This window comes from Paenibacillus oryzisoli (assembly GCF_001653565.1).
GTDB lineage: Bacteria > Bacillota > Bacilli > Paenibacillales > NBRC-103111 > Paenibacillus_E > Paenibacillus_E oryzisoli.
The window spans coordinates 365,373-390,641 of sequence record NZ_LYPB01000073.1 but is presented as its reverse complement, the minus strand read 5'-3'; the positions used below and the strand labels follow the sequence as shown (position 1 = coordinate 390,641).

19 protein-coding genes and 1 pseudogene are annotated in these 25,269 nt (G+C 40.7%); 19 read left to right on the top strand and 1 reads right to left on the bottom strand.

All coding sequences use genetic code 11. The features are described from left to right. Positions 1 to 2 precede the first annotated feature (2 nt). From A8708_RS20025 to A8708_RS19985, 9 genes are read left to right on the top strand one after another with little or no spacing between them, the layout of a single operon-like run. Positions 3 to 1,160 (top strand): polysaccharide pyruvyl transferase family protein, encoded by a 1,158-nt coding sequence (locus tag A8708_RS20025; protein ID WP_068666633.1) that lies wholly within the window; start codon positions 3 to 5, stop codon positions 1,158 to 1,160. Positions 1,161 to 1,175: 15 nt separating this feature from the next. Next, the gene (locus A8708_RS20020; protein WP_068666631.1) at positions 1,176 to 2,372 is read left to right on the top strand and encodes a glycosyltransferase; all 1,197 of its coding nucleotides are present in this window, start codon (positions 1,176 to 1,178) and stop codon (positions 2,370 to 2,372) included. Positions 2,373 to 2,381: 9 nt separating this feature from the next. Continuing rightward, on the top strand, positions 2,382 to 3,563 hold the full coding sequence (locus A8708_RS20015) for a glycosyltransferase (protein ID WP_068666629.1): 1,182 nt from the start codon (positions 2,382 to 2,384) through the stop codon (positions 3,561 to 3,563). Between the two features lie 19 nt (positions 3,564 to 3,582). Beyond that, positions 3,583 to 4,776 (top strand): glycoside hydrolase family 88 protein, encoded by a 1,194-nt coding sequence (locus A8708_RS20010; RefSeq protein ID WP_068666627.1) that lies wholly within the window; start codon positions 3,583 to 3,585, stop codon positions 4,774 to 4,776. After that, positions 4,773 to 5,333, top strand: a complete 561-nt coding sequence (locus tag A8708_RS20005; RefSeq protein WP_157264901.1) for an acyltransferase — start codon at positions 4,773 to 4,775, stop codon at positions 5,331 to 5,333. The genes A8708_RS20010 and A8708_RS20005 overlap by 4 nt, the downstream gene beginning before the upstream one ends. Next, positions 5,330 to 6,880: a lipopolysaccharide biosynthesis protein gene (locus A8708_RS20000; protein ID WP_068666625.1), complete on the top strand. Its 1,551-nt coding sequence runs from the start codon at positions 5,330 to 5,332 to the stop codon at positions 6,878 to 6,880. The genes A8708_RS20005 and A8708_RS20000 overlap by 4 nt, the downstream gene beginning before the upstream one ends. A 46-nt stretch (positions 6,881 to 6,926) precedes the next feature. Beyond that, a complete protein-coding gene (locus tag A8708_RS19995) occupies positions 6,927 to 8,684 on the top strand; it encodes a class I adenylate-forming enzyme family protein (protein ID WP_068666624.1) in 1,758 nt (585 codons plus the stop codon). Beyond that, positions 8,677 to 9,771, top strand: coding sequence for an acyltransferase family protein (locus A8708_RS19990; protein ID WP_068666622.1), 1,095 nt, complete (start codon positions 8,677 to 8,679; stop codon positions 9,769 to 9,771). Before A8708_RS19995 ends, A8708_RS19990 begins: the two co-directional genes overlap by 8 nt. A 43-nt stretch (positions 9,772 to 9,814) precedes the next feature. Then, positions 9,815 to 12,037 (top strand): right-handed parallel beta-helix repeat-containing protein, encoded by a 2,223-nt coding sequence (locus tag A8708_RS19985; RefSeq protein WP_157264899.1) that lies wholly within the window; start codon positions 9,815 to 9,817, stop codon positions 12,035 to 12,037. A gap of 70 nt (positions 12,038 to 12,107) precedes the next feature. Here A8708_RS19985 and A8708_RS19980 read toward each other — a convergent pair whose 3' ends face one another. Continuing rightward, positions 12,108 to 14,513 carry a right-handed parallel beta-helix repeat-containing protein gene (locus tag A8708_RS19980; RefSeq protein WP_068666618.1) on the bottom strand — a complete coding sequence of 802 codons (2,406 nt, stop codon included), beginning with the start codon at positions 14,511 to 14,513 and terminating at the stop codon, positions 12,108 to 12,110. Positions 14,514 to 14,998: 485 nt separating this feature from the next. On the opposite strand from A8708_RS19980, the gene A8708_RS19975 reads away from it, so the two are divergent. From A8708_RS19975 to A8708_RS19935, 10 genes and pseudogenes are all read left to right on the top strand, one after another. Next, positions 14,999 to 16,828: a polysaccharide biosynthesis protein gene (locus A8708_RS19975; RefSeq protein ID WP_068666616.1), complete on the top strand. Its 1,830-nt coding sequence runs from the start codon at positions 14,999 to 15,001 to the stop codon at positions 16,826 to 16,828. 16 nt (positions 16,829 to 16,844) lie between these two features. Further along, positions 16,845 to 17,720: a UTP--glucose-1-phosphate uridylyltransferase GalU gene (galU, locus tag A8708_RS19970; RefSeq protein ID WP_068666614.1), complete on the top strand. Its 876-nt coding sequence runs from the start codon at positions 16,845 to 16,847 to the stop codon at positions 17,718 to 17,720. A gap of 11 nt (positions 17,721 to 17,731) precedes the next feature. Continuing rightward, positions 17,732 to 18,886, top strand: coding sequence for a glycosyltransferase family 4 protein (locus A8708_RS19965; protein ID WP_068666606.1), 1,155 nt, complete (start codon positions 17,732 to 17,734; stop codon positions 18,884 to 18,886). Continuing rightward, positions 18,871 to 19,980: a glycosyltransferase family 1 protein gene (locus A8708_RS19960; protein WP_068666604.1), complete on the top strand. Its 1,110-nt coding sequence runs from the start codon at positions 18,871 to 18,873 to the stop codon at positions 19,978 to 19,980. The genes A8708_RS19965 and A8708_RS19960 overlap by 16 nt, the downstream gene beginning before the upstream one ends. A gap of 4 nt (positions 19,981 to 19,984) precedes the next feature. Further along, on the top strand, positions 19,985 to 20,869 hold the full coding sequence (locus A8708_RS19955; protein ID WP_068666602.1) for a glycosyltransferase family 2 protein: 885 nt from the start codon (positions 19,985 to 19,987) through the stop codon (positions 20,867 to 20,869). A gap of 21 nt (positions 20,870 to 20,890) precedes the next feature. Then, positions 20,891 to 21,964, top strand: coding sequence for an EpsG family protein (locus A8708_RS19950; RefSeq protein ID WP_068666600.1), 1,074 nt, complete (start codon positions 20,891 to 20,893; stop codon positions 21,962 to 21,964). A 23-nt stretch (positions 21,965 to 21,987) separates the two neighbouring features. Further along, positions 21,988 to 23,025 (top strand): UDP-glucose 4-epimerase GalE, encoded by a 1,038-nt coding sequence (galE, locus tag A8708_RS19945; protein ID WP_068666599.1) that lies wholly within the window; start codon positions 21,988 to 21,990, stop codon positions 23,023 to 23,025. 30 nt (positions 23,026 to 23,055) lie between these two features. Continuing rightward, a pseudogene (locus A8708_RS37115) lies at positions 23,056 to 23,922 on the top strand (glucosamine inositolphosphorylceramide transferase family protein); the annotation flags it as partial. A gap of 102 nt (positions 23,923 to 24,024) precedes the next feature. Next, positions 24,025 to 24,621, top strand: a complete 597-nt coding sequence (locus A8708_RS19940; protein ID WP_068666736.1) for a sugar transferase — start codon at positions 24,025 to 24,027, stop codon at positions 24,619 to 24,621. Positions 24,622 to 24,637: 16 nt separating this feature from the next. Then, positions 24,638 to 25,267 (top strand): acetyltransferase, encoded by a 630-nt coding sequence (locus tag A8708_RS19935; protein WP_068666597.1) that lies wholly within the window; start codon positions 24,638 to 24,640, stop codon positions 25,265 to 25,267. Positions 25,268 to 25,269 lie beyond the last annotated feature (2 nt).

Below are 25,269 nucleotides of genomic sequence, written 5' to 3'. Positions count from 1 at the left end.
AAATGAAAATTATGATGTTTGCTCATGATGGTAGCTTAAATAGAGGATGTGAGGCAATCGTGAGATCCTCAACCCATATTATTAAGGAACGAATTCGTGGATCCAAGGTGTATCTAGCTTCGGGTAAACCAGAAACAGATCGTTTGATCACAAGACTAGATGGTATTTATGATGGATCAACTCGGAACTTGAAAAAGTATTCATACGATTGGTTACTTTCTTCTCTTCAATACAAAGTATTTAGAGACGACTCATACGCACTAGGGAAGATTCATGATAACATTGTCAAGCTTATTCCCAAAATGGATGTGTATCTCTCCATTGGTGGTGATAACTATTGCTATGGTGAACAACCTGGTTGGTATGAAATTAATAAAAGAGTGAAAGCTGGAGGGAAAAAGTTAGTACTATGGGGCTGCTCAATTGGACAAGAGGATATGTCTGAGCGGAAATTAGAAGATTTGAAATTATTCGATCTTATTCTGGCGCGAGAAACGCTAACCTATAACATGCTGAAGAGTAAAGGACTAACGAATGTTGAATTGTGTGCGGATGCAGCGTTCACAATGGAGAAGGAAGAACTTGAGCTTCCTGAGGGTTGGCAACAAGGAAATACGCTTGGCTTAAATTTCAGTCCTCTAGTCATGGAGCGAAATGTAAATTCTCAAATAGCAGTTAGAGAATTAATATCACATATTCTAGATAAAACGGATATGACGATTGCATTAACACCGCATGTTATCCAGGCTGGAAACAATGACTATGAAATTCTTGAGAAGTTCTTCGAGGAATTTAAACATACAGGTAGAGTGATTTTGTTGCCGAATCACTTAAACGCGATTCAATATAAAGGGTATATTGCAAGAATGAGATTCTTTATTGGGGCTAGGACCCATGCAACCATTGCAGCTTATTCCAATTACGTTCCAACCATGGTACTAGGATATAGTGTGAAGTCCAAAGGCATTGCTCAAGATATTTTCGGCGAAGAGAAACTCGTGTTGGGCATTGAAGAAATTTCGGATGGCCACAAGCTTAAGGCCAAATTTGATGAAATGTTTGCAGAGGAAGATGAAATAAAACAAATATTGCAAGGAGCTATTCCGCGAATTAAGAAAATGTCATACAGAGCTGTTGAGTTACTTCATCAATTAGTTTAATGAATGAGGTGAATTTTGGTGAAAAAACTTATCTTTATCATGCCTAGTTTAACTTCTGGTGGGGGAGAGAAAAGTCTAGTTACCTTACTAAATAAACTGGATTATAACAAATATAGTGTGGATTTATTTTTATTATCACATGAAGGATTATTTATGGAGTTTGTACCTAAGGAAGTGCGAATCTTACCTCTACCCAAAAATTTTACGATTTTCAGTTTACCCTTACTTAAATCCATTGGGAAATTTTTGCTTAACGGAAGTGTTGGTTTAGCATATAACCGGGCTATGTTTACTTTTAGAAATAGGAGCCTAAAAAATGTAGCTTTAAGAGAACAATACAATTGGAAATATATTTCCAAGTCATTGGGCCTGATTAAAGGGCCTTACCATGCTGCTATCGGATTTTTAGAGAAAACATCTACCTATATTTGTATAGATAAGGTCGATTCAGCTACTAGAAAAATAGGTTGGGTGCATATTGATTATGATCAATTAGGCATGGACCCTTTGTTTGATCAAATCTATTTTAGTAAATTAGATCAAATTGTCACAGTATCAGAAGAGTGTGCTAATGTCTTGGAAAGCAGATTCCCCGAGCAAAAAGACAAGGTAAAGGTCATTTATAATATTGTGTCACCTACGATAATTAATAAAATGGCTGAACAAGGTCAAGCAGAATTGTTTGGTAAAAAAGAGAATCAGATTGTTATTGTATCAATTGGACGCTTACATTATCAGAAAAATTTCGTTATGGCGATTGAGACTTGTAAAATGCTGATTGATCGTGGATATAACATCTCATGGAATGTTATTGGAGATGGTGAAGAAAAACAAAAACTCATGGAATTAATAAAAGAATATGGGCTAGAAGAAAATTTCAAATTATTGGGACTTAAATCAAATCCGTATCCATATGTCAAACAAGCGGACATTTATTCACAAACATCAAGATTTGAGGGTAAATCAATTGCAATTGACGAAGCTAAGATCTTGAATAAACCAATTATCGTGACTAATTTCACTACGGCTAAAGATCAGATTGTTCAAGGAGTAGATGGCATTATCTCAGAAATGAATGCAGATGATCTGGCAAATGAAATTGAAAAACTGATTAATGATGTCGCTTTAAGGGAGAGGTTATCGGCTACACTAGCTAAGCAACAATTGGGGACGGAAGATGAAATAGAGAAATTTTATGAGCTGATCGGATAGGAGGCAGTAATGAAAAAAAAGGTGCTATTTATTATGAATAGTTTAACCTGTGGCGGAGCAGAGAAAGCGCTGATCTCCCTTATGGAGTCGTTGGATTATTCAAAATATGAGGTTGACTTATTTTTGCTTAAACATGAGGGTATATTTCTCAATAAAATACCAAGTGAAGTCAACTTATTAAGTGAGCCTCAGAATTATAAATATTTCGAAATGCCAATGGGAGCGGCTGTACTCGACTGTCTTCGCAAAGGAAGGTTGAAAGTAGCTGTTGCAAGAGTAAGAGCTGGATTCATTTATAAAAGTGAGAAAAATTCAGCTAGGTCAGAGCAGAGGGCATGGAAGTATGTTTACCAAGCTTTGCCTGATATCCATACGAAATATGACGCGGCTGTCGGATATCTCGAGAAGAATCCGATTTATTTTTGTATTGATAAAGTGAGAGCAACTAAGAAATTAGGATTTATTCATAGTGATTATAACAAAATGGGTATGGATGCTAAGTTGGATTACGGATACTTCAAGAAATTGGACCATATCGTGACTGTCTCGGAAGAATGTCAGCACATTCTAAGAAAGGTATTTCCAAATTATATGCAAAGAATTGAAGTCATGCATAATATCGTGTCTCCAGTAGCTATACGTAAGCTCTCCTTAGAAGAAATTGATTTAGGTGGTCAAGAATTGAAAATTGTTTCCGTAGGGAGATTAAATTATCACAAAGGATTTGAGTTGGCGATCGAGTCTTGTAAGGAACTTGTAACGACTGGATATCAGGTGAAATGGTACATCATTGGGGAAGGCGAAGAACGTGAACGCCTAGAGAGAATAATCCATGACAACAAATTGAACGATAATATCAAGCTTCTTGGTATCAAAGAGAATCCGTATCCTTACATAAAAGCAGCAGATATTTACGTTCAGCCTTCCAGATTTGAGGGTAAATCCATTGCGATCGATGAGGCTAAAATACTCAATAAGCCAATTGTTGTTACCAACTTTGACACAGCCAAAGATCAAATCATTGATGGCATGAATGGGTTAATAGTTGAGATGAACCCGAAGTCGTTATCTGCTGGAATTGCTAGTTTGATAGATAATCCGTCTCTTCGGGAGCAATTCACGCAGAATCTTTCGTCTGAAAATTTAGGAACAGAAGATGAAATACACAAACTATATGAGATGATTAATTAAATGAAAGAGGTTAACTTATATGATATTTCAACTCATAGGTTATGCACTATTACTTCTCATCGCAATCATAATCAGTATCGATATTATTCCGTTATTCAAGGATTGGTTAAGCAGAATTCATATCGGGAGATATGACAATCAACAAATATGGAACAAATCCATAACAAAGCTTGGCCTGAAGTGGCTGCATGCGACGCCGAAAATAAAAGTGACCGATCATACCAGGTTAGTCTTTATTGATATGTTGAAGGGGAATTATACGAAAGCTGCCATTCAACATTGGCAAGAAGCCGCGTTACTATTAGGCATGTCTGAATATTTGAAACAAAACGATGACAGCGATGTCAAACATCAGCTTAGTAAATTCATGGCTCAGAAATTTAATGATCAAGGTCAATGGAAACATACACCTAAATATGTTGATGGGGCTATTTTTGCGTACGCAGTGATGAAGTTAGATTTTATTGATATCGACAAGTATAAACCTGCCTTGGATGCTGTATGGGAAATGATAAGGGGGCATATTGGTCAGGATGGTACAGTGCAATATCGCAGTTTTATGAAAGAATATCGCTATGTGGATACAATAGGTTTCATTTGTCCTTTCTTAGTGGCGTACGGACTACGCTATCATAAAGATGAGTGCGTAGAGTTGGCTGTGAAGCAGATTACAACATATGAAGACAAAGGTATGTTACAAGGACACCATATCCCAAGTCACGCTTACGCGGTTGCCGAGAAATTACCACTGGGACTGTACGGTTGGGGACGAGGTTTAGGATGGTATGCCATAGGACTTATTGATGCATGGGGTGAAATGCCTAGTGATCATGTTCATAAATCGAGGCTGACAGAGAGTGTTAAACGATTTGCTGAAGCAGCCGTATTATTCCAGCAGGATCAAGGAAATTGGAATTGGACGGTGACTAGAGGAGAATGTCGGCCAGACTCATCTACGACGGCAACGTTAGGCTGGTTCATGTTAAATGCTTCGCAAATTGATGGAATCTCAGAATTGTGTTTAAACAGTGCTAATCGAGCAGCCGCTTATCTTATGAAGGTAACTAGAAGAAGCGGTGCAGTTGATTTCTCGCAAGGAGATACCAAAGATATAGGTGTCTATTCGACCTTATTTAATATTTTGCCATTTACACAGGGCTTCTGTATTCGAATGATGAATTTCAATCACGGTTATAAGGTTGTGAAGAGATGATTACACGCATCGTAACCTTTGTAAAAGTTAGGATTAGAAAGTTTTTCTTAGAGGAAATCTGGTTAGAAGACTATGTGAAGATGGGAATGGTAGTTGGTAAGAATTGCTCCATACAACCGGGCGTTGTTATTGATTATTCACACTGCTGGCTTATTAAGATTGGAAATAATGTAACGATTGCGCCTCAGGCATACCTACTAGCGCATGATGCTAGTACGAAAAGCATCATAAATTACACCAAAATAGGTAACATAACAATTGAAGATAATGTATTTATTGGGGCAAGAGCATTGATTATGCCTGGTGTTACCATAGGGAAGAACTCAATTATTGGAGCTGGAAGCATTGTAACCAAATCAATTCCAGCAGACAGTGTTGCCGTCGGTAACCCTGCTAAAGTTGTGAAAGCGGTTGATGAGTACATTAAAAGCAATGAACTTCTGTTATCGAATAGTAGAAAATATGATGCTAGCTACACGCATGAAGGCCATATCACGCCGGAGCAAAAGTATCGCATGTATCAAGAACTCTCAAATGAAATAGGTTTCGTTCTATGAGAACAAGAAGCTCGATTATTAATATCTCAGTCGGACTAGGTAATCAATTAATTATCACTTTTTTAAGTTTCTTCTCGAGAACCGTCTTCATTCAAACGCTAGGCATCGATTATTTAGGTGTAAATGGCTTGTTTACGAATATTCTTGCCATGCTCTCCCTTGCGGAAGCGGGTATTGGTTCCAGTATTATTTATAACCTCTATAAACCTGTTGCTGAGAATGACAAAGAAAAAATGCTTATGCTTATGAAGTTGTATAAGAAAGCTTACTTAGTCATTGCGCTAATCGTCTTCGTATTAGGACTTTCGATCATGCCTTTTCTAAATTATTTTGTGAAAGATACGAATGTAGCACATATTCATCTGATCTATTTTGTGTTTTTAATGAACACAGTTACACCGTATTTTTTCCAATACAAGAGTTCTTTTCTGAATGTAAGTCAGAAGGGATATATTGTTACGGGGATGTTTTCAATCTCTTCTATTGTTTCAACTTCTTTGAAGATAGTTATTCTGTATATGACTCAGAACTATGTCGTGTACTTAATTATTGACAGCATGATTACGTTAATTAATAGTTTCATCCTATCGCTGATTGTGGATCGCTTATATCCGTTTCTCAAAGAGAAGATAACGAAGCAGATTGATCAATTAACAAAGAGTAACTTAGTTAAGAATATTAAAGCAATCATCTTGCAGAATGTGGGAACCTACTTCATATTCGGTACCGATAATATTATTATTTCCTACTATGTGAGTGTGGCGGCTGTTGGGTTATATTCGAATTATTTTATGCTCATCGACATATGTCGAACCTTCATTAATCAAATCTTTAATAATATTTACCACAGTATCGGTAATCTAGTAGCCAAAGAAAGTAAAGAAAAGATCTATCGTGTATATAGAGTGACTATGTTTCTTAATTTCTGGCTGTACTCGCTGTTTGCGATTGTGTTATTTATCATGATTGAACCATTTATAAGCCTCTGGATAGGTCCCAAATTCCTAATGGATAAACTTGTACTCATTGTTTTAGTCGTTACCTTCTATGAAAGAGGAATGAGAAACTCGATTAGTACGGTTAAAACAACCGCTGGTATTTTTCATGAGGATAGATTTGTACCTCTGTGTCAGGCGGGAGTGAACTTAGTTTTCTCCATTATTCTAGTGCAGTACATAGGCATTGCCGGCGTATTTATTGGAACCTTAATCAGTGCAATGGTTGTTCCATTTTGGACTACACCTTATTTCGTGTATAAGAAAGTGTTCCACAAGTCAATCTTCCGGTACTTTTCACGCTATTTCTACTATGGGGCTGTAGGTGTAGGTACTTGCTTAATCACTTCTTATATCGCTAATTTGGTAGTTGCGGAGAGCATATTTTCATTGGGTTTGAAAGCACTTCTTTGTTTGTGCATTCCTAATCTTATTTACATTCTCTTGTTTCATAGAAGCGATGAATACAAGTATTTACTGGGAATTGCGAAAGGGATGTTGAGTAGAGTTCAGAGGAAGGTTACTCCGAAGGGAAGTTCAGAATCTTTTTGATCTATGATTGTTCTTAATTGGGAACGTTAAAGGAGCTTGAACTGTGATGGATATGATGCCATGTAACCCTGAAACCATAGCGTTTCTATTGCAAAAACGCGCAAGAACGTGTGCGAAAGATACTGCCTACAGTTTTCCGGAAATAGAGCAGCATTATACTTGGTCGAGACTATGGAACGAAGTTCAAATCATTGCAAAAGGATATCTAGAGCTCGGGATACAGAAGGGGGATGCCATAGCCTTTCTTATGACAGGAAGGATGGAACTCATTATTTCCATGTATGCGGCAGCCAGTATTGGTGCAATAAGCGTACCTTTGAATACCTATTCGAAGAAAGGAGAAGTTTGCGAGTTTCTTAAGGGAGCGAGTCCCAAAGCTATGATCATCGGGAAGGAAGGACATCAACAACAATATGCTTCCATGCTGATTGATATTTTCAGTGATTACGCTCATGGCGACAGCTCTCCTGCTTGGCTGCCATCCCATATTTTCATCGTTGAAGGGAAGGGCATAGAAGTTCAGTCTCCTATGCGTCCCTATTCAGACTTATTCAGACTTGGAGCACAATCGGAAGATGATGCTCTTCTTCGTGCGTGTTTATTGACATCTATCCATGATCCGTTAATCCTGCTGTACACCTCGGGTACGACAGGTTCGCCTAAAGGCGTGATTCGTACAACCGCTTCCTTCATATCAACCGCACCTACGTATACGAATAGGAAGAGGGCTAACCCTATTTTGCAAAAAATGATAGATGTTGTAGCTAGAAGTTTTTCTGTCATCAGCCTATTACCCTTATACCATCTTGGGGGATTTGGTGTTATTTTCACCAATTTGAAGGTTTGTAACGTAAGAATGGTACTGCTTACTTATTATCATCCGTTAACGGCAATAGAAGTGGTTAGGAAGGAATCATGTCGTATATTGATTGGCACACCCTATATGGTCCAACGTATGATTTCTGTCACGCAAGGCAACAACTCGGCCCTCTCCTCTCTAATTGGCATTTCCTTTACTTCTGCGGCAGTCAGTAGGGCCTTACTTCATAAGGTGAAAAGTGATCTTAAGCTCTTATTTTTTATGGTCACTTATGGCTCTACAGAAGCTGGTGCCATTGCGAATGGCACTTGTTTCACCGGTGGGGAGAGAAATTTACTCTTGTCACTGCTTTTCAAACTACTGAGAAGTACTCATTTATTAAGCGGTGCCGTGGAGTACAAGCAATTCGAGCAGAACAGTTATAGTCTTGCAGGGAAAGTTGACCGAGGCGTAGAGATAAGAATTCGTGATGTTGTAACAGGCAATGATCAATCCGGCCTGGAACATGGTGAAATTGAAGTCCGCAGCCATCGTGTTATGGGCATGCTCAATACACAGTCTTCCAGTATGGAAGAAGACGGTTGGTTTCGAACAGGAGATCTAGGGTATATAGATAATAACCGGAATTTGACAATTACAGGGAGAATTCATCGACTGATATCACGTGGTGGAGAGAAAATATCTCCTCTTGAAGTCGAAGGGGTATTATTGAGAAACGAAGATGTAGAGGACGCTTTCGTATTAGGTATTCCGGATGTCCTATATGGCGAAAAGTTATGTGCGTGTGTTGTAGCAAGGGAAGGTTCGAGTCTGACAGCTGAATCCTTAGTACAAAGTCTTGGTAATCAAATATCGGCTTTTAAGGTACCTGAACATATTGTTTTTCTCCCGGAATTGCCATTATCTCCGACTGGAAAAATTTCTGTGGTTGAAATTCGTTCAATCGTTATGAATGGGTTAAATCGGGAGATTCGTTATGCGTAAATACTACCCAGGGATTACAATCTTTAAACTTGTCGGTTGCTTGCTCGTATTATTTGCCCATTTGGTAATTAATCGTTATATGGTCTCATTACCGAACCATCAACTGCGATATCTCTCCCTGCCACTTGGTGTGATCGTTCCTTGCTTTTATGTGGTTGCAGGGTTCCTAGCCTATAAGGGATGGTCAAATGCGAGCAATTCACACCACTATATTAAAAGGTATGTGAACCGGATACTCCTGATGTATGTGCCCTTTTGCTTGCTGTTTATATTTGAATTTATCGTACCTGAACTGATTCGCGGCGGGGTGACAATTGCCAATCTCGGGCTGCAAGCCAAGATTCTTACTGCCGCTGTCATGTTGAATGGACCATCCGTGCAATTATGGTTTATTCCCCCCTTAATTTTCAGTCTTAGTGTTGGTTATTGGCTTGTCATGAAAAGAGGCGTACGTACCGCACTTCTGGCGGGAATTGCCGGTTTTCTATTGAGTTTGCTGATTTCAGGCAGCCTGCGTTCTTTTGCGATCGATCCTATTGAAAGCTATCTATCTGGAAGCTCGATTCTGGTCTATATGAAATTGTTTATCTATAGATACTTAGGACTTGGTTTCACATTTGTTGTAATGGGGATTCTACTTGCTCGATATGAGGAGAAGTTCAATCGCGCCAAAGTGTGGCCAATGGTTGGAGCAGCAGTCATTATTACGACGGCGGAATTTTTGTATTTATGGCGCTACATCGACTGGAATATGGAGTATAAGATTACATTGAGTATTATTCCTAATACCCTGCTTGTCTTCTACGGCATACTTAGAGTGAAGAGTCCCATCATCCAGAAGTATCATAGCTTCATTAATTTATTTAGTATAGTGACTTTCTGTGGACACATCCTGTTTATGAAGCTTAACCTTTTAGTATTAGATTGGGAGGTAACAGAGCTGAGCAATGGGCAGAACATCGTCTATGTGGGGGCTACAGGTATGGAATGTATCCTTGTCAGTATAGTTTTGTATAAATGGAAGTCGATTTTTCCGAGCATTCATATTAACAAGTTGAAGAGCATGAGTAAAAGCACCGATCGATAGTAGGGAGAAATTCCCGTAGATATGAGAGGATTGATATTTGGTAATGTCTAAATTAGTTTTACTTATTTACATCTTGATACTGTCCTTACTGCCAACGTTGTCTAGTAATTCGAGTACAAGCTCTAATGCTAGCCCAAGTCCAAATCCAAGTCCAAGTCTAAGCCCTACTGTTACTGCGAGTCCTACTACTACCACTCCTCCTCCTACTTCCGATACTCCAACAACAGACCCTATCCAAGTATCTAAAGATAAGATATATGAACTTAATTTGTCCCAGTGGCAGATATACAATGATAATACACATGCCCAAGAAACAACGGATGGATTAAATAAGGCTCTTATTTGGGCACGTGAAGCGGGCTTCACTGTGTTTAAGGTACCTGCGGGAACGTACCTTATTGCCAAGGGTACCGATGGAACGTGGGATTCTCGTGGGCGAATTAATATGGTAAGCGACATGACCTTCTGGCTTGATGATAGGGCTGTTATTCAAAAAGAAACGAATGGCTTCGAAGGTTATTCGACTCTACAAGTTGGTGTAGGTGTCCAAAATGTCCGAATTGTTGGAGGTACCTATCGCGGCGATAGAGAAACACATGATTATTCAAGCGGAGGCACACATGAAGGTGGATATGGCATCGTAACCAAAGGAGCTATCAATGTAACGATAGACGGAGTGAAAACACTCAACTTTACTGGCGATGGGATCTATGTTGCAGGTGGAAGTGGGTTTATGCAAGATATCTATGAACCTGGATTCGAGAGTGGTGGCATTGACGATAAGGGGAATTCAACCGCAGACACGAATAAAATTAGAACGAAATCAACCTGGAAGATAACAGATCCTTCATTTGCATTGACGAAAGCCGTGATCGTTGATAATGGTAAGAAATTACCATATACATTTGATATATTCTTTTATAGAGCGGATGGTAGCTTTCTGACAAGTACCAAGCAGCAGAAACAAGGTAAATATATTCCTATACCTGAGGGAAGTAGTTCGATTCGACTTGTATTCTCTGGAAACCTGCAGGCGGGGACCTATCTGGAAATATGGAATAGAATACAATCCACTGGAGTAATTATTCAGAATTCAGATTCTTCATTTAATCGTAGACAAGGGTTGAGTATAAGTGGCGGTAAGCAGATTCTTGTGCAGAATAGTGTGTTCCATGATATCGGGGGGAAAGGTGGAACGGCTCCAATGGCCGGGATTGACGTGGAAGGTGGAGCTGGTGACAACGGGTATATTAACGAGAATATTACGATAAGAAATAATAAGTTTTATAAGAATAGTAGATATGATGTGATATTCTACGATGGTCATGATGGCGTTCTTGAGAACAATCATTTAGCTTCTACTGGAGCTATTGGGCTTGCCGTTTCTGAGCCATTTACAGGAGCAACGATTACCAATAATAATTTTGAAGGTACGAGTATTTATGCAAGTCATGACGTTACTTTCAATGGCAATCAGATCAGTGATTCACTCACTCATTTCGATGGTCCTAATATTGCGATCAGAGGCATGACGGCAACGAATACAAACTTTTCGATTTCAAGCTCAATACCCTTTGGAGTAACTGCGTCGGATATTACGATTAATCTTACGAAAAAAACAGCGGATGCAGGGTTATCGATTTGGAAGAATCCTGTACATCTAACGAATGTTACTATCAACGGAGCACCTGCATTGCGGTCAGTTTCAGGAGGGAATGTGCCAGGGAATATATTCGATAACCTTACTGTTACCGGTTATAATTCAACCTACGGATTGGATTTACCACCTGGAACGTATAATAATTGCTCATTTACTGGGCCAGCGGATGGTGGTAAAGCTATTCCCAGTGTTGGAAAGCCTGGTGAATATATATTTAATAAGTGTTCCTTTACAGGTTATGGGGGGATACAAGCTGGGAATGAAAATTTGGACCTCACCATCACGAACTCAACATTTCATACAAAGGCTAATGCACCAGCCGTATCTGTAGATAGCGCTCGGAAGGTGATTATTGACGATAATGAAATTGTAGCAACTGGTATTACGTCAAACTCAACTGAAATTATTAAACTGAATGATTATTGGCAGAAAGACAAACCGAATGATATCGGATTTGCTCAAATAAAGAATAACTCCATTACAAGTAACATGGAGGCAATCGGGATTTCAACGATAAATGTTGGAACAGGAGCACCTGCTTTTGATATTGCAAATAATAACTTAAAGAATGCGATATTAAAATTAAAAGCAAACGATATGAAATAACTAAATAGTTAAGCGGATATAAAAAGGAAGAGCGATTGTGAATAACACGGCTCTTCCTTTTGCTATGAAATTATAACGTAATATTGTTAATTAACCGGGTACTGGTGTTTATATCTGAAGTTACATTATTAAATATACAAGCTGCGATTGTCATTGATTTATCGCGTGTAAGCCAACGAAGATTAAGTTTTGTGTTTTCAAGATAACTATTTGTAATAAGGGATATATTGACACTGTCAGCTTTACCGATGCTTGAATTTATTATCGTACTCCGATTATTGGTTACGTTACCATTGTAATTAATGCCTACATTTTGAAAGATACAGTTATCAACAAATAACTTTCTAGTGTAACGAGCATCGTTGGAACCGAGAGCAATATCACCGCCAAGTATGCCTGTTTTGGCTCGAATGAAGGAACCATTAGTTACATTTGTAGACTCGAAATTAGCTCCACCTTCAATTACAGCGATTCCGTCAATTGAATTTGGCCTTCCTACATAATTGGCAGGGGAACGCAGATCGACTTCATAGTTTTTTACAGTAATATTGCGGAGAACAGCCCCTGTAAGAAGTAACTGGAAATTCGGTGTGAGCACATTATCTCCCCGCCAATCCCGCTCGACAACAACATCAGAAATGTAGCATCTTCCATAATTAAAACGACTGAGATTGAAACCAGATATGCCGGCATCTGTCATCTTGACCACGGGCCCATTTAGACTCTCTGAGACTTGAAAGCTGTTGGTTTTAACATTAATCGTATAATACAGTTTATCAACACTTATCCCCGAGGGCACCTTGCCAAGCCATTGCTCGAACGCAACTTTCGCTCCGTTTCCTGCGCCATGAGCTGCAGCGAAAGTGAATGTACCCGTTGCAACGTCGACGATTGGCGTTCCCCAGTAACCGTAAACACTTGAGCCATAGAATAGGCCATTATTAATTTTACAATCATTAATTACAGCCCCTGTAACATCTGCAATTCGAATGTTTCCATTGTTGCAAATGGCGCCATTAACAAAGTTATCACCTTTCACAACAAGTTCACAAGAAATCATCGTGTTATTGAGGTAATTGATATACATATTATTGGGATACGAACTAATGCCTCCAACATTGTATCCTTCAAATTTGTTGTTTTCTAATGTGACGTGAACCGCATCTGCATTAACGAAATGGCCGCGGCTATTGGTGTAGATATAGTTCTGAGCAATATAAATACGTGTATTTAATTCCAATCCAGTTTGATTCAATTCAGGACGCCAAGTGGGGATATTCGTTTCTGACCACATCGATTCAAGATCGATACCGAACATGGGAGCTGTTCCGTCTTCTGTTACACCGTTATCGGCCAAACCAATATGATGGATCTTATTATTAATAATGCTGACATCAGTCGAACCTGCAACGGAAATTCCTTGTCTTCTGCAGTGATGAAGATTACAGTTATGAACTGTAAGATAGGATCCCATTTGTCCTTGTGTATAGTCAGCAGGATTTGCTTTATATTCAAGCCAAGAAGTGAAGATAGCGTCTCCTGTACAGTTGCTGATGTCCATATTCTCGATAAGAATGTGGTTTGCACCTAAGAGATTAATGCCATATCCCCATTCATGCGTATAGTTCTGAGCATCAACTTTAGCGGTAATTTGAGCAATCTGAGCATCTGTTAGGGGAGAAGCCGTAATGTCGATGGCGAAAATCATTTTATTGGCGTTTGCGATATCAGCGAACCATCCTCGTCCAGTTGGGGCTGCGGGTGCGAATTGTCCATTCGTTCTTGACCCGGCCAAAGTGGAGTTGGAAATCGTATCTTTGTACTGGAAGAAACTATAATTCGTATTCGTTATGCCATTAATCGACCATAAACGGAATAATTGAAGTAACCCAGGATTGCTGTATCGATCAATGATTTCACTGCGGATCCAATTTGGATTCGTATTTAGTGAACCATCCGAATTAACCCCGCCACGAACGAATTTCACGCCTAACTGATAAATGTGCGTTTTCTTATCACCAATCACGGTTCCTCCTGAAATTATAGCATCAGAGACCCCTTTTAAATAAAAGATGCTGTACCAAGGAGAAGAATTCGCTTCCAATTGTACAATGCAACCATCAAGCATTTCGAAATGCATGTTGCTTTGCATGGTAATACAGGAGTAAATCGTGCTATCAATTTTTAATGCATAGGTGCCTTTTGGTAAAACACAATGTGTAATGCCTTGCGATTTGGCCCAAGCAATGGAATCGTTGATACCCTTTGTCGTTGCGGCTGAATTCGTACCATCATTCTTAATGGACCATTTGGCTAAGTCAATCACATAAGAAGCGGAGGAGAGGGAGTTCGAACTAACGGGTTGTTTAGGAACCCAGCGTGACTGTGCGCTGTCATAAGTTAGAACATCATTTTGGGCAGGAAGCTTGGTCGTTACATTAATATCGTCTAAATCACCCAAATTTGCATGAATCATACAATCTCACCTTCTTTCTAGTTATTTTGTCGCATAGATTAGTGTATGTATAGCTAGTTGAATGCGTTAAGGATGAGAGACTAGGAGCCGATAGTTTATTTTGGTATTGACACGTTCTTTATAAAGAACTACAATGAAAGTAATTTAATCGAACCATTCGTCGGTCTATTTTTTTTAGTTTAAATGTTCTTTATAAAGAATATTCATTAGGAAAACGTTCTCTATACAAAGTAATTAGCAGAGTTGCTTCACATCGTTCTTTATAAAGAACAGTGAGAGTCATTTATCTCTGTCGGTAATGTCTCCTTACCGTTATCAACGGGGGCACTCGATCATGCTGTGGGTTCGTTTATAGGACCTTAGACGCTAGTCGTCAAGAGTGTGGTGCGAGGTGGGGTTAGATGCCCTATTCATTAAAGGGTTTAATTATAAGGTCTTTTCCAAAGGCCCTATACTTAAGAACTTTAAAGAAAGGGTGAATTTATGTGTCATATAACCAACGGTTGTCGCTTTTAATTATAGTGGACTCCTTTATTGTATTAACCTCTATTTTCTTTAGCCGATTCTTGTTGAGCGCAGATTTGCGAGTTATCACATTGCCGTTAGTTGTAAGTGCGATCGCACTGTTAGTGAGTCATCATGTATTTTCGCTGAGGTATAAACTTTATAAGAAAGCATGGGAATACGCGAGTGTGGGCGAGTTACTCATTGTGTTGAAGGCTGTTTCATTCTCCATTATTGCTGCTGCGTGCGTTCAACAAATTGTTGTTCAAGACATATACTTTCGTTTACTCGCTGTGACGTGGATGATACATATTCTGTTAATTGGCGGCTCTCGCTTCTGTTGGAGATTATTACGCGGGACTTTGACGAATCGAACGGACAATAAGAAGAGGACATTGATCATTGGCGCTGGATCAGCCGGTACGATGGTAGCTAGACAGCTAATCAAGAATAGTGATACAGAACTGCTTCCAGTCGCTTTTATTGATGATAACGTACGTATCCATAATCTCGACATTATGGGGATTCCCGTTGTTGGAGGTATTAGTCAAATTGAGAAGACGGTAGCTGATCTAGGAATTGACAGCATTATTATTGCGATTCCATCCTTAGGACGGAAAGACCTGAATGCGATTTTCCAAGAATGCGCCAAGACGACAGCCAAAACACAAACACTACCCATGTTAGAGGATCTTGTTACAGGTAAGCTTTCCGTTAATCAATTCATGGATGTTCATGTAGAGGATCTCTTGGGCAGGGAACCAATTGAGCTGGATATCGCAAGTATATCGGAGTTTGTTACGCACAAAGTGGTCTTGGTAACCGGCGCGGGGGGCTCTATTGGGTCTGAAATCTGTCGTCAAGTTTCTAAATTCCAGCCGAGTAAACTTATCCTGCTAGGGCATGGTGAGAATAGCATTTATTCCATTGAGATGGAATTAAAAGATATTTGTGAATACGATCAAACGGAATTCATTACCGAAATTGCTGATATTCAGGACTCGCGCAAAATGATGGCCGTTATGAATCGACATCGCCCTGATGTCGTGTATCATGCAGCAGCTCATAAGCATGTACCGCTAATGGAACGAAATCCTGAAGAAGCGGTTAAGAATAACGTCATAGGTACGATGAACGTGGCGATTGCAGCAAGTAGGTATGAAGTGAACACCTTCGTCATGATCTCTACGGATAAAGCGGTAAATCCAACGAGTGTCATGGGCGCCACCAAACGAATGGCCGAAATGATTATTCAAGACATGGATAAGAGCAGCAGTACGAAGTTCGTAGCCGTCCGATTCGGTAATGTCTTGGGAAGCAGAGGTAGTGTCATTCCAAGGTTCAAGCATCAGATTGAAAAAGGCGGCCCTGTATCGGTCACTCATCCGGACATGATTCGCTATTTTATGACCATTCCGGAAGCATCTCGGCTCGTTATGCAGGCTGGGGCTTTAGCCAAGGGTGGAGAAATTTTTGTCCTTGATATGGGCGAGCCGGTGAAAATTGTTGATCTGGCCAGAAATCTCATCAAGCTATCGGGCAACACCGTGGAAGATATCGGTATTGAATTTACCGGAATGAGGCCGGGAGAGAAGCTTTATGAAGAGCTTCTGAAGGCTGAAGAAATCGAGGAACAGCAAGTATATCCCAAGATCTATATTGGGAAAACGGCGGATTTATTTATGGATGAAATCAAAGAGACCATTTCTATGTACAACACCTTAGATAAGGACAGCTTAAGAGAACGCTTGCTTAACATTGGTAACAGTAACGTTCTTCTTTTATCCAAGAAACTATCATCTGTAGGCTAAAAAGGAGCAATCATGTATGAAAGTTAGAAAGGCCATTATCCCAGCTGCGGGTCTGGGGACAAGATTCCTGCCGGCAACGAAAGCAATGCCGAAGGAAATGCTGCCGATTGTTGATAAACCGACCATTCAATATATTGTTGAGGAAGCTGTTGAATCAGGCATTGAAGATATTATTATTGTGACGGGGAAAGGGAAAAGAGCAATCGAAGATCACTTCGATAACTCCTTCGAGCTTGAGCAGAATCTATTAGAGAAGCAGAAGTTCGAACTTCTTTCTGAAGTGAAGAAATCATCTAACGTGGATATTCATTACATTCGTCAGAAGGAGCCGAAGGGCTTAGGGCATGCGATCTGGTGTGCACGCAAATTTATTGGCAATGAGCCGTTCGCCGTATTGCTTGGGGACGATATTGTTCGGGCAGATAAGCCTTGCTTGCAGCAATTGATGGAACAGTATGAGTACAACGACGCATCCATTATAGGTGTGAAGCATGTACCAGACGAAGAAGTGTCTCGATACGGAATCGTTGATGGATTTGAGTTAGAGAACCGCCTACATAGCGTTAATCATCTGGTTGAAAAACCTCTCAAAGAGTTAGCTCCCTCTAATTTAGCTATCATGGGACGATATATTTTAACTCCCACCATTTTTGATATCCTTAATAATCAGCAACCAGGAGCTGGAGGCGAGATCCAATTAACGGATGCGATCGCACAGCTGAATCGGATTGAATCGGTGTATGCATACGAATTTGAAGGTAAACGCTATGATGTTGGGGAGAAAATGGGCTTCATTCAAACGACAATCGAATATGCGTTGCAGCGTAAAGATTTAAGATACGGTTTATTGAAATATCTTTCCGAGCTCATGGAGAAAGAATTAATTAAATAGGTGATGCGGCGATGTCTAAAAAAGTATTGTTCTGTGCTACGGTTGATTATCACTTCCGTGCCTTTCATCTGCCTTACTTGAAATGGTTCAAGGACCAGGGCTTCGAGGTTCATGTCGCTGCAAGTGGGAATATAGAGCTGCCCTATGTCGATGCGAAGTTTGACATTCCCATTCAGAGATCGCCTCTACATCGTACGAACTTGGAGGCTTACGGGGCACTGAAGTCCATTCTTGCTGCGAACAAGTATGATATTATCCACTGTCATACTCCAATGGGAGGCGTGCTGGCACGTTTAGCTGCACGATCTGCCCGTAAGAAGGGAACCAAGGTGATTTATACCGCGCATGGTTTTCATTTTTGCCAAGGTGCCCCTTTGTTTCATTGGTTAGCTTATTATCCATTAGAGAAATTCTTATCTTATTATACAGATTGTTTGATTACGATTAATGAGGAAGACTACTCACTTGCCAAGAATCGCCGGTTCCGTGCGAGCCAGATCGAGCATGTGCATGGAGTAGGCGTGAATACAACACAGTTTCAGCAGATTGACGAACTGCATAGAGCGGCAAGAAAAATATCCCTGGGCTATCAACCATCGGATATTCTTTTGTTTTATGCGGCAGAATTTAATTCTAATAAGAATCAGGCGCAGCTCATACGAGCATTAGCGCATATTCGCAACGAAGCTCCTCATGTCAAACTGTTGCTTGCTGGAGTAGGCCCACTACAAGTGCAATGTCAAGAACTTGCTAGGGAGCTACAGGTCGCTCGACAAGTGAATTTTCTTGGTTATCGTACAGATATAGATCACTTGGTCCCTGTATGTGATATAGCTGTTGCTTCAAGTCTACGTGAAGGCTTGCCCGTGAACATGATGGAAGCGATGGCTTGTGGCCTTCCTGTAGTAGCGAGTGAGAACAGAGGTCACAGAGAACTTGTACATGATGGTGATAATGGTTGGCTAACCCCGCCGAATGATTACAAAGCAATGGCGGAGAAGCTCTTGCTATTAGCTAATGATAAAGAGTTACGGATTCGGTTAGGGTCAAATGGGAGACAAATGATTGAAGCCAAATACGCTATCGAGCGAGTATTACATCAGAAAAGCGCGATATATTCCCGATTTATGGATGAAAAGGTGGAGGTCATGTGGGCGATCCAATAAGAATTCTGCATGTTGTTGTCAATATGAACAGAGGGGGCGCTGAGACCCTTCTTATGAATTTATATCGGAATGTAGATCGAACGAAAATTCAATTCGACTTTCTAACGTGTAAAGAAGGAGCCTATGATTCGGAGATTACCGAGATGGGAGGGATCATTTATAGAATTCCCTATGTGTCGGAGATTGGACACGCCAAGTATATCCAAGCCTTAGATCAATTCTTCGCTGATCATGCTTCCTACAAAATTGTACACGCACATATGGATAAAATGAGTGGTTTTGTATTACGTTCAGCCAAGAAGGCTGGTATCCCCATTCGCATTGCACATAGTCACAATACAAGCAGCGAAGGTGGCATAGCGGCCAAAGCATATAAATGGTTTGCAGGTACGTTCATCGCTTCCTGTGCCACTCATTTTCTGGCTTGCTCGAATAAAGCAGCACAGTGGCTATTCGCGAATCAGCGGAACAAAGTGGTGTTAATGAAGAATGGCATTGAGAGTGAGCAATTCGCATATTCACCAGTAGTAAGAGAGGAAGTAAGACGAGAGTTGCAAATTCCGCCGGGCTCTTTCGTACTTGGTCATGTGGGCAGATTCAATCATCAGAAGAACCACACCTTTCTTATCGATGTATTTGCAGAATTGAATCGAGAGAAACCCAATACGATGCTTGTACTAGCAGGTGACGGGCCTCTTCGAGAAGAGGTGCAGAGAAAAGTGAAGTTACTTAACTTGCAGGATAAAGTGAAATTCCTTGGTGTACGCAGCGATATTGCACACTTACTTCAAGGGCTAGACATGTTTGTATTCCCCTCCTTACATGAAGGCTTACCCGTGACGCTTATCGAGGCACAAGGTGCGGGACTACCTTGTATGATCTCGGATGAGATTACACAGGAAGTGGATATGGGCATTCGATTAGTAGAACGATTACCACTAGCGGATAAAGAAATTTGGGTTCATCAGATGAAGGTTGTGATGGCCAGGAACAAATCCAGGCACATACCCGCTTCATCCTTATCTAACCAGGGGTATGATATCCGAAACACGGCTGCTTGGACCGAAGGTTTTTATCTAGGTATTTCGAGGTGAAGAGATGACTAAGCTTACTGTTTTTACTCCGACTTATAATCGTGCGTATTGTCTTCCGACTTGTTATGAGAGCTTGAAGAAGCAAACTTCGAAAGATTTCGTATGGCTTATCATTGATGATGGCTCAACAGACCATACAGATCAGGTAGTTGCTGGCTGGATTGCAGAGAATGTGATTGGGATCCGATACCACCGTCAGGATAATCAAGGCATGCATGGCGCCCACAATACAGCCTATCAATTGATTGATACAGAACTGAACGTATGCATCGATTCAGATGACTATATGCCACCGAATGCAGTAGAACGCATTCTTACTTTCTGGGAGGAACATGGCAGTGATCAGGTTAGCGGTATGATCGGCCTTGATTCCTACACAGATGGGCGAATTATTGGTACCAAGCTGCCAGAATTACTGGAGCGGTCGACGCTATTCGAGTTGTATAGTAAGCACGGCGTGACGGGAGATAAGAAGTTAGTGTATCGAAGCGAGTTAACGCGAGCTTACCCTTACCCCATTTTTGAAAATGAGAAATATGTAGGTCTAGCTTACAAGTATTATAAGTTGGATCAACAGTATGAAATGCTCCTCTTAAACGAAGTTCTCTGCTGTGTGGAATATTTGCCGGACGGCTCTTCATTAAACATGGTAAAACAGTATGTCAAGAATCCCCGAGGCTTTGCCTTCTACCGTAAGGAGCTCATGAAGCTTCCCTTTGCCTCCTTATCCTTTAAATTCAAACAGTGTATTCATTATGTGTCCAGCTGTATCATTTCGGGCAATCGTCGGTTTATGAGAGAAACACCTGCTAAACTCCTTACATTCCTTGCGATCCCGCTTGGCTGCATGCTCTATTGGTATGTTAGTCGCAAATCAAGAATCTCTTAAGCTACTAGGAAGGGACTTCACATGGCTATATTATGGCTTAACTTGGTCGTTGTTTATTTTGCTTCCTATTTATCTAGGCAAATTGCAAAGCCTGTACACGTAAGTTCGGGCCTGTTATGGATGAAACCTAACCAGTGGTTGACTGCTATTGTGATGGTGACATTCGTCTTAATTGCAGGACTGCGCAACAACATTGGAGATACGTTCTTCTATATGTATTCCTACACATTAAGTGATTTTACTTGGGAAGAAGTACTGGCAGAGAAAGATATTGGCTTCGGTATTCTTCAAATGATACTGAAATCATTTACGAATGATCCTCAGTTGTTAATCTTTATAACTGCGTTAATAACCAACGTCCTTATCGTCTATGTGTTGTACAAATATTCCAAATTATTTGAACTGAGTATTTTCATTTATATCACTTCAGGATTGTACATTGTATCCATGAACGGTGTTCGGCAATTTCTAGCTTCAGCCATTGTTTTCGCGGCATCGAAATTTTTGTTCGAAGGACATTGGAAGAAGTACTTTCTAGTCGTCGCCTTTGCTTCCTTATTTCACGGCAGTGCTCTCATCCTTATCCCCATCTATTTCATTGTGAGAAGGAAGGCATGGACATCCTCTACGTTTGTTCTCTTAACGCTTGCTGTGATTCTGATACTTGGCTACAGCGTCATATCCGACGCTATCTTTACAGCTATCGCAGATACACATTACGGTGAATACCAGAATTTTCAGGAGGGTGGCGCGAATATTATTCGTGTAGCCATTAGTGCGATTCCCCTCATATTCGCTTTTATAGGAAGAGATAAGCTGCGGGAAATATTTCCCTATGGTGACTATGTCGTAAACATGTCTTTGTTGAATTTTGTAGTTATGGCTGTAGCGACGCAGAACTGGATTTTCGCGAGGTTTACCATCTATTTCGGTTTATACAACGTTATTCTCATGTCGTGGGTCATTAGTCTATTTGCGAAGAGACAACAGAAATTTATGTACTATATCATTTTGGGATTTTATCTCGTGTATTTCTATTTTGAAAATGTAGTTACGTTAAACATTATTTATAAGAGCGATTATTTTAAATTCTAAATGAAGGATAGGGGGATATCACGATGGCAATTCTCGTGACTGGCGGAGCGGGCTACATTGGAAGCCACACATGTGTGGAGTTATTGAATGCGGGGTATGACATCGTTGTCGTTGATAATTTAAGTAATAGCAGTGCAGAGTCATTGCTGCGAGTAACAGAGCTTACGGGTAAGGAATTCGCGTTCTATCCCATCAGTTTGAACAATCGACCGGATATGGAGGGGATATTCAGAAACCATAGGATTGAAGCTGTTATTCATTTGGCAGGGCTTAAGGCAGTAGGTGAATCTGTTTCTGTGCCCTTACGCTATTATCATAATAATATCTCTGGTTCCATTGTCTTATGTGAAATTATGCAGGAATATGGCGTGAAGAAGATTGTATTTAGTTCGTCTGCGACGGTCTACGGTACGTCTGAACATGTACCCATCACGGAGAATGCGCCGCTAGGAGCAACTAATGCGTATGGTCGAACAAAGCTCATGATTGAGGAAATCATGAGAGATCTTCATGTTTCAGATTCAACATGGAGCATAGCGCTATTGCGTTATTTTAACCCAATTGGTGCTCATGAGAGTGGTCGATTAGGAGAGGATCCGAACGGAATCCCCAACAATCTTATGCCATATATCACACAAGTGGCTGTTGGTGGTTTGAAGGAATTGCAGGTATATGGCGATGACTATGCTACGACAGATGGTACAGGTGTAAGAGATTATATCCATGTGGTGGATCTAGCACAAGGACATTTGAAGGCACTTGAGAAGGTTATGGAAACAACGGGAGTTGAAGCCTATAATCTGGGAACAGGCCGAGGTTATAGTGTATTGGAAATGGTTCAGACGTTCGAGCGTGTAACTGGCAGGAGTGTTCCCTATAAGATTGCTTCACGCAGGCCTGGTGATATTGGGGTATGTTACTCGGACCCAACTAAGGCCGAACGAGAATTAGGATGGATCGCTCATAAAGGAATTGATGAAATGTGCCTGGATTCGTGGCGATGGCAAACCAGTAACCCGCGTGGTTATGTAGTCGAGAACGAAATGCTCGCAAATATATAAGGAGGAATTAGCTTGTCGATCATTCGTGCAATGGACTTTAGAAGATTTAAGAATTGGTATGCTCTGTTGCGGAATGGAATGATTGTGTCGTTGTGGTCAATTACTGTATTTATTTCAGATAGTGTAATGGCTAGTGAGCCCCAGAAGCATAAGTTGGCAATGCCAAGTCTCCAATCCTCCGATGTAACGGATGTACCTGCTGAGTTTGTTGCTGATCCTTTCATTATTCAGCATAACGCAGAATTTCATCTCTTCTTTGAAATTCTTAACAAAGCAACAGGCAAAGGAGAAATTGGTGTAGCAACCAGTTCCGATGGGAGCGAATGGACATATCGACAGGTCGTGTTGCGCGAGAAATTTCATTTATCTTACCCGCAAGTGTTTCTCCATAATAATGAGATGTACATGTTGCCGGAAACGGCGGAATCGAATCGCATTCTTCTATACAAGGCCACCCAATTTCCTTATGAATGGGAAGTAGCTTCTGAGCTCAAGGAAGGAAAGTATCTCGATCCATCCATTGTGAATATGCATGATAAATGGTGGATGTTTACAGGGACAGATGGGGGGAAGCTCCATATCCTTCATGCTGATCAGTTAGAGGGGCCATGGTTGGAGCATGTTCAAAGTCCAGTCGTCTCCAATAATCATATTATTAGTCGTCCTGGTGGGAGACTCATTGTTTCAGATGGTGTTCTATACAGATATACACAAGCCGACTATCCGCATTATGGAGACTCTGTCCGAATGTTTAAAGTATATACGCTCTCCGAAGATAGGTATGAAGAAGAGGAAGTTTCACTTGTCTTAAGTGGTTCCAAGCAAGAGATGGATTGGAGAAAAGACGGGATGCATCATATAGACCAGCTTCAGTTGAATGATAACCAGTGGCTGGTAGCTGTTGATGGTCATGAGAGAAAGAAAGTAAACTATTTTGCTTGGAAGTTTGACCGAATGAAGTCGAGCTTCATGGCAAAGCTGAGTGGGAGTACAGCCATTATGAAGAGACTATTTGATGTCAGTGTCGCAATCACATTATTAGGGCTATTTCTACCGATAATCGGTATTGTTGCCCTTCTGATTAGGTTAAAGCTTGGCTCACCAGTCATTTTTAAGCAGCAAAGGCCAGGCCTGCATGAGAAGCCCATCAACATATTAAAGCTGCGATCCATGACGGATGCCAGAGACTCCGAGGGTAATCTATTGCCGGATGCAATACGATTAACACCATTTGGCCATTTTCTTAGAAAATTTAGTCTGGATGAATTATTACAACTGGTCAATGTGATTAAAGGCGATTTGAGCCTTGTTGGGCCAAGACCACTCCTAATGGATTATTTACCCTTGTATTCCAAAGAACAAGCGAAGCGTCATTTGGTTCGACCTGGGATTACGGGGTGGGCGCAAGTGCATGGCCGAAATGCGATTTCGTGGGAAGAGAAATTCAAACTTGATATTTGGTATGTAGAGAATAGAAGTTTCATGTTGGACCTCAAAATATTGGTGTTAACAGTCGGTAAAGTCGTGAAATCGGAAGGCGTCAGTCATGGAAATCATGTAACGATGGAGAAGTTCTCAGGATCAAATTTGTCATGAAGCGATGTGGACTCCTATGAATATTGTTGTCATTGGCGAAGGTGGTCATAGCAAGGTTATTAGGGACATCATTCGATCGAAGCCATTAAATCAAATCGTGGCAATGCTAGATGATAAGTATTCGGAATTGACTTACAGAGAGGGTATGTATCAGGGACCCATCTCAGCAGCTCATCAATTGAGGGATCTCGGCCGTGAGTTGAAATGGGTGGTTGCCATTGGCAATAACGAAATAAGGAAGTCTATTGTTATGAAACTAGGTTTACCATATGAAGACTATGTCACCTTGATTCATGAGACAGCCGTCATTAGTCCAAGTGCTACGCTAGGTCATGGTTCCGTCATTATGGCCAACGCGGTCATTCATGCAGATGCTCATATTGGTCACCATACCGTTATGAATACGGGATCAATCGTAGAGCATGACTGTCAGATTGCGGACTATGTTCATATTGCGCCTAGGGCAACGTTGACAGGAGCGGTTGTGATCCAAGAAGGAAGCATGATAGGGGCAGGAGCAACTATTATCCCTGGTAAGCAGGTTGGCGAATGGGCCACAGTAGGAGCGGGAGCTACGGTTATCCATGATGTTCCCTCATTTCGAACCGCAATTGGCACCCCGGCAATCCTTATGACTACTAAATAGTG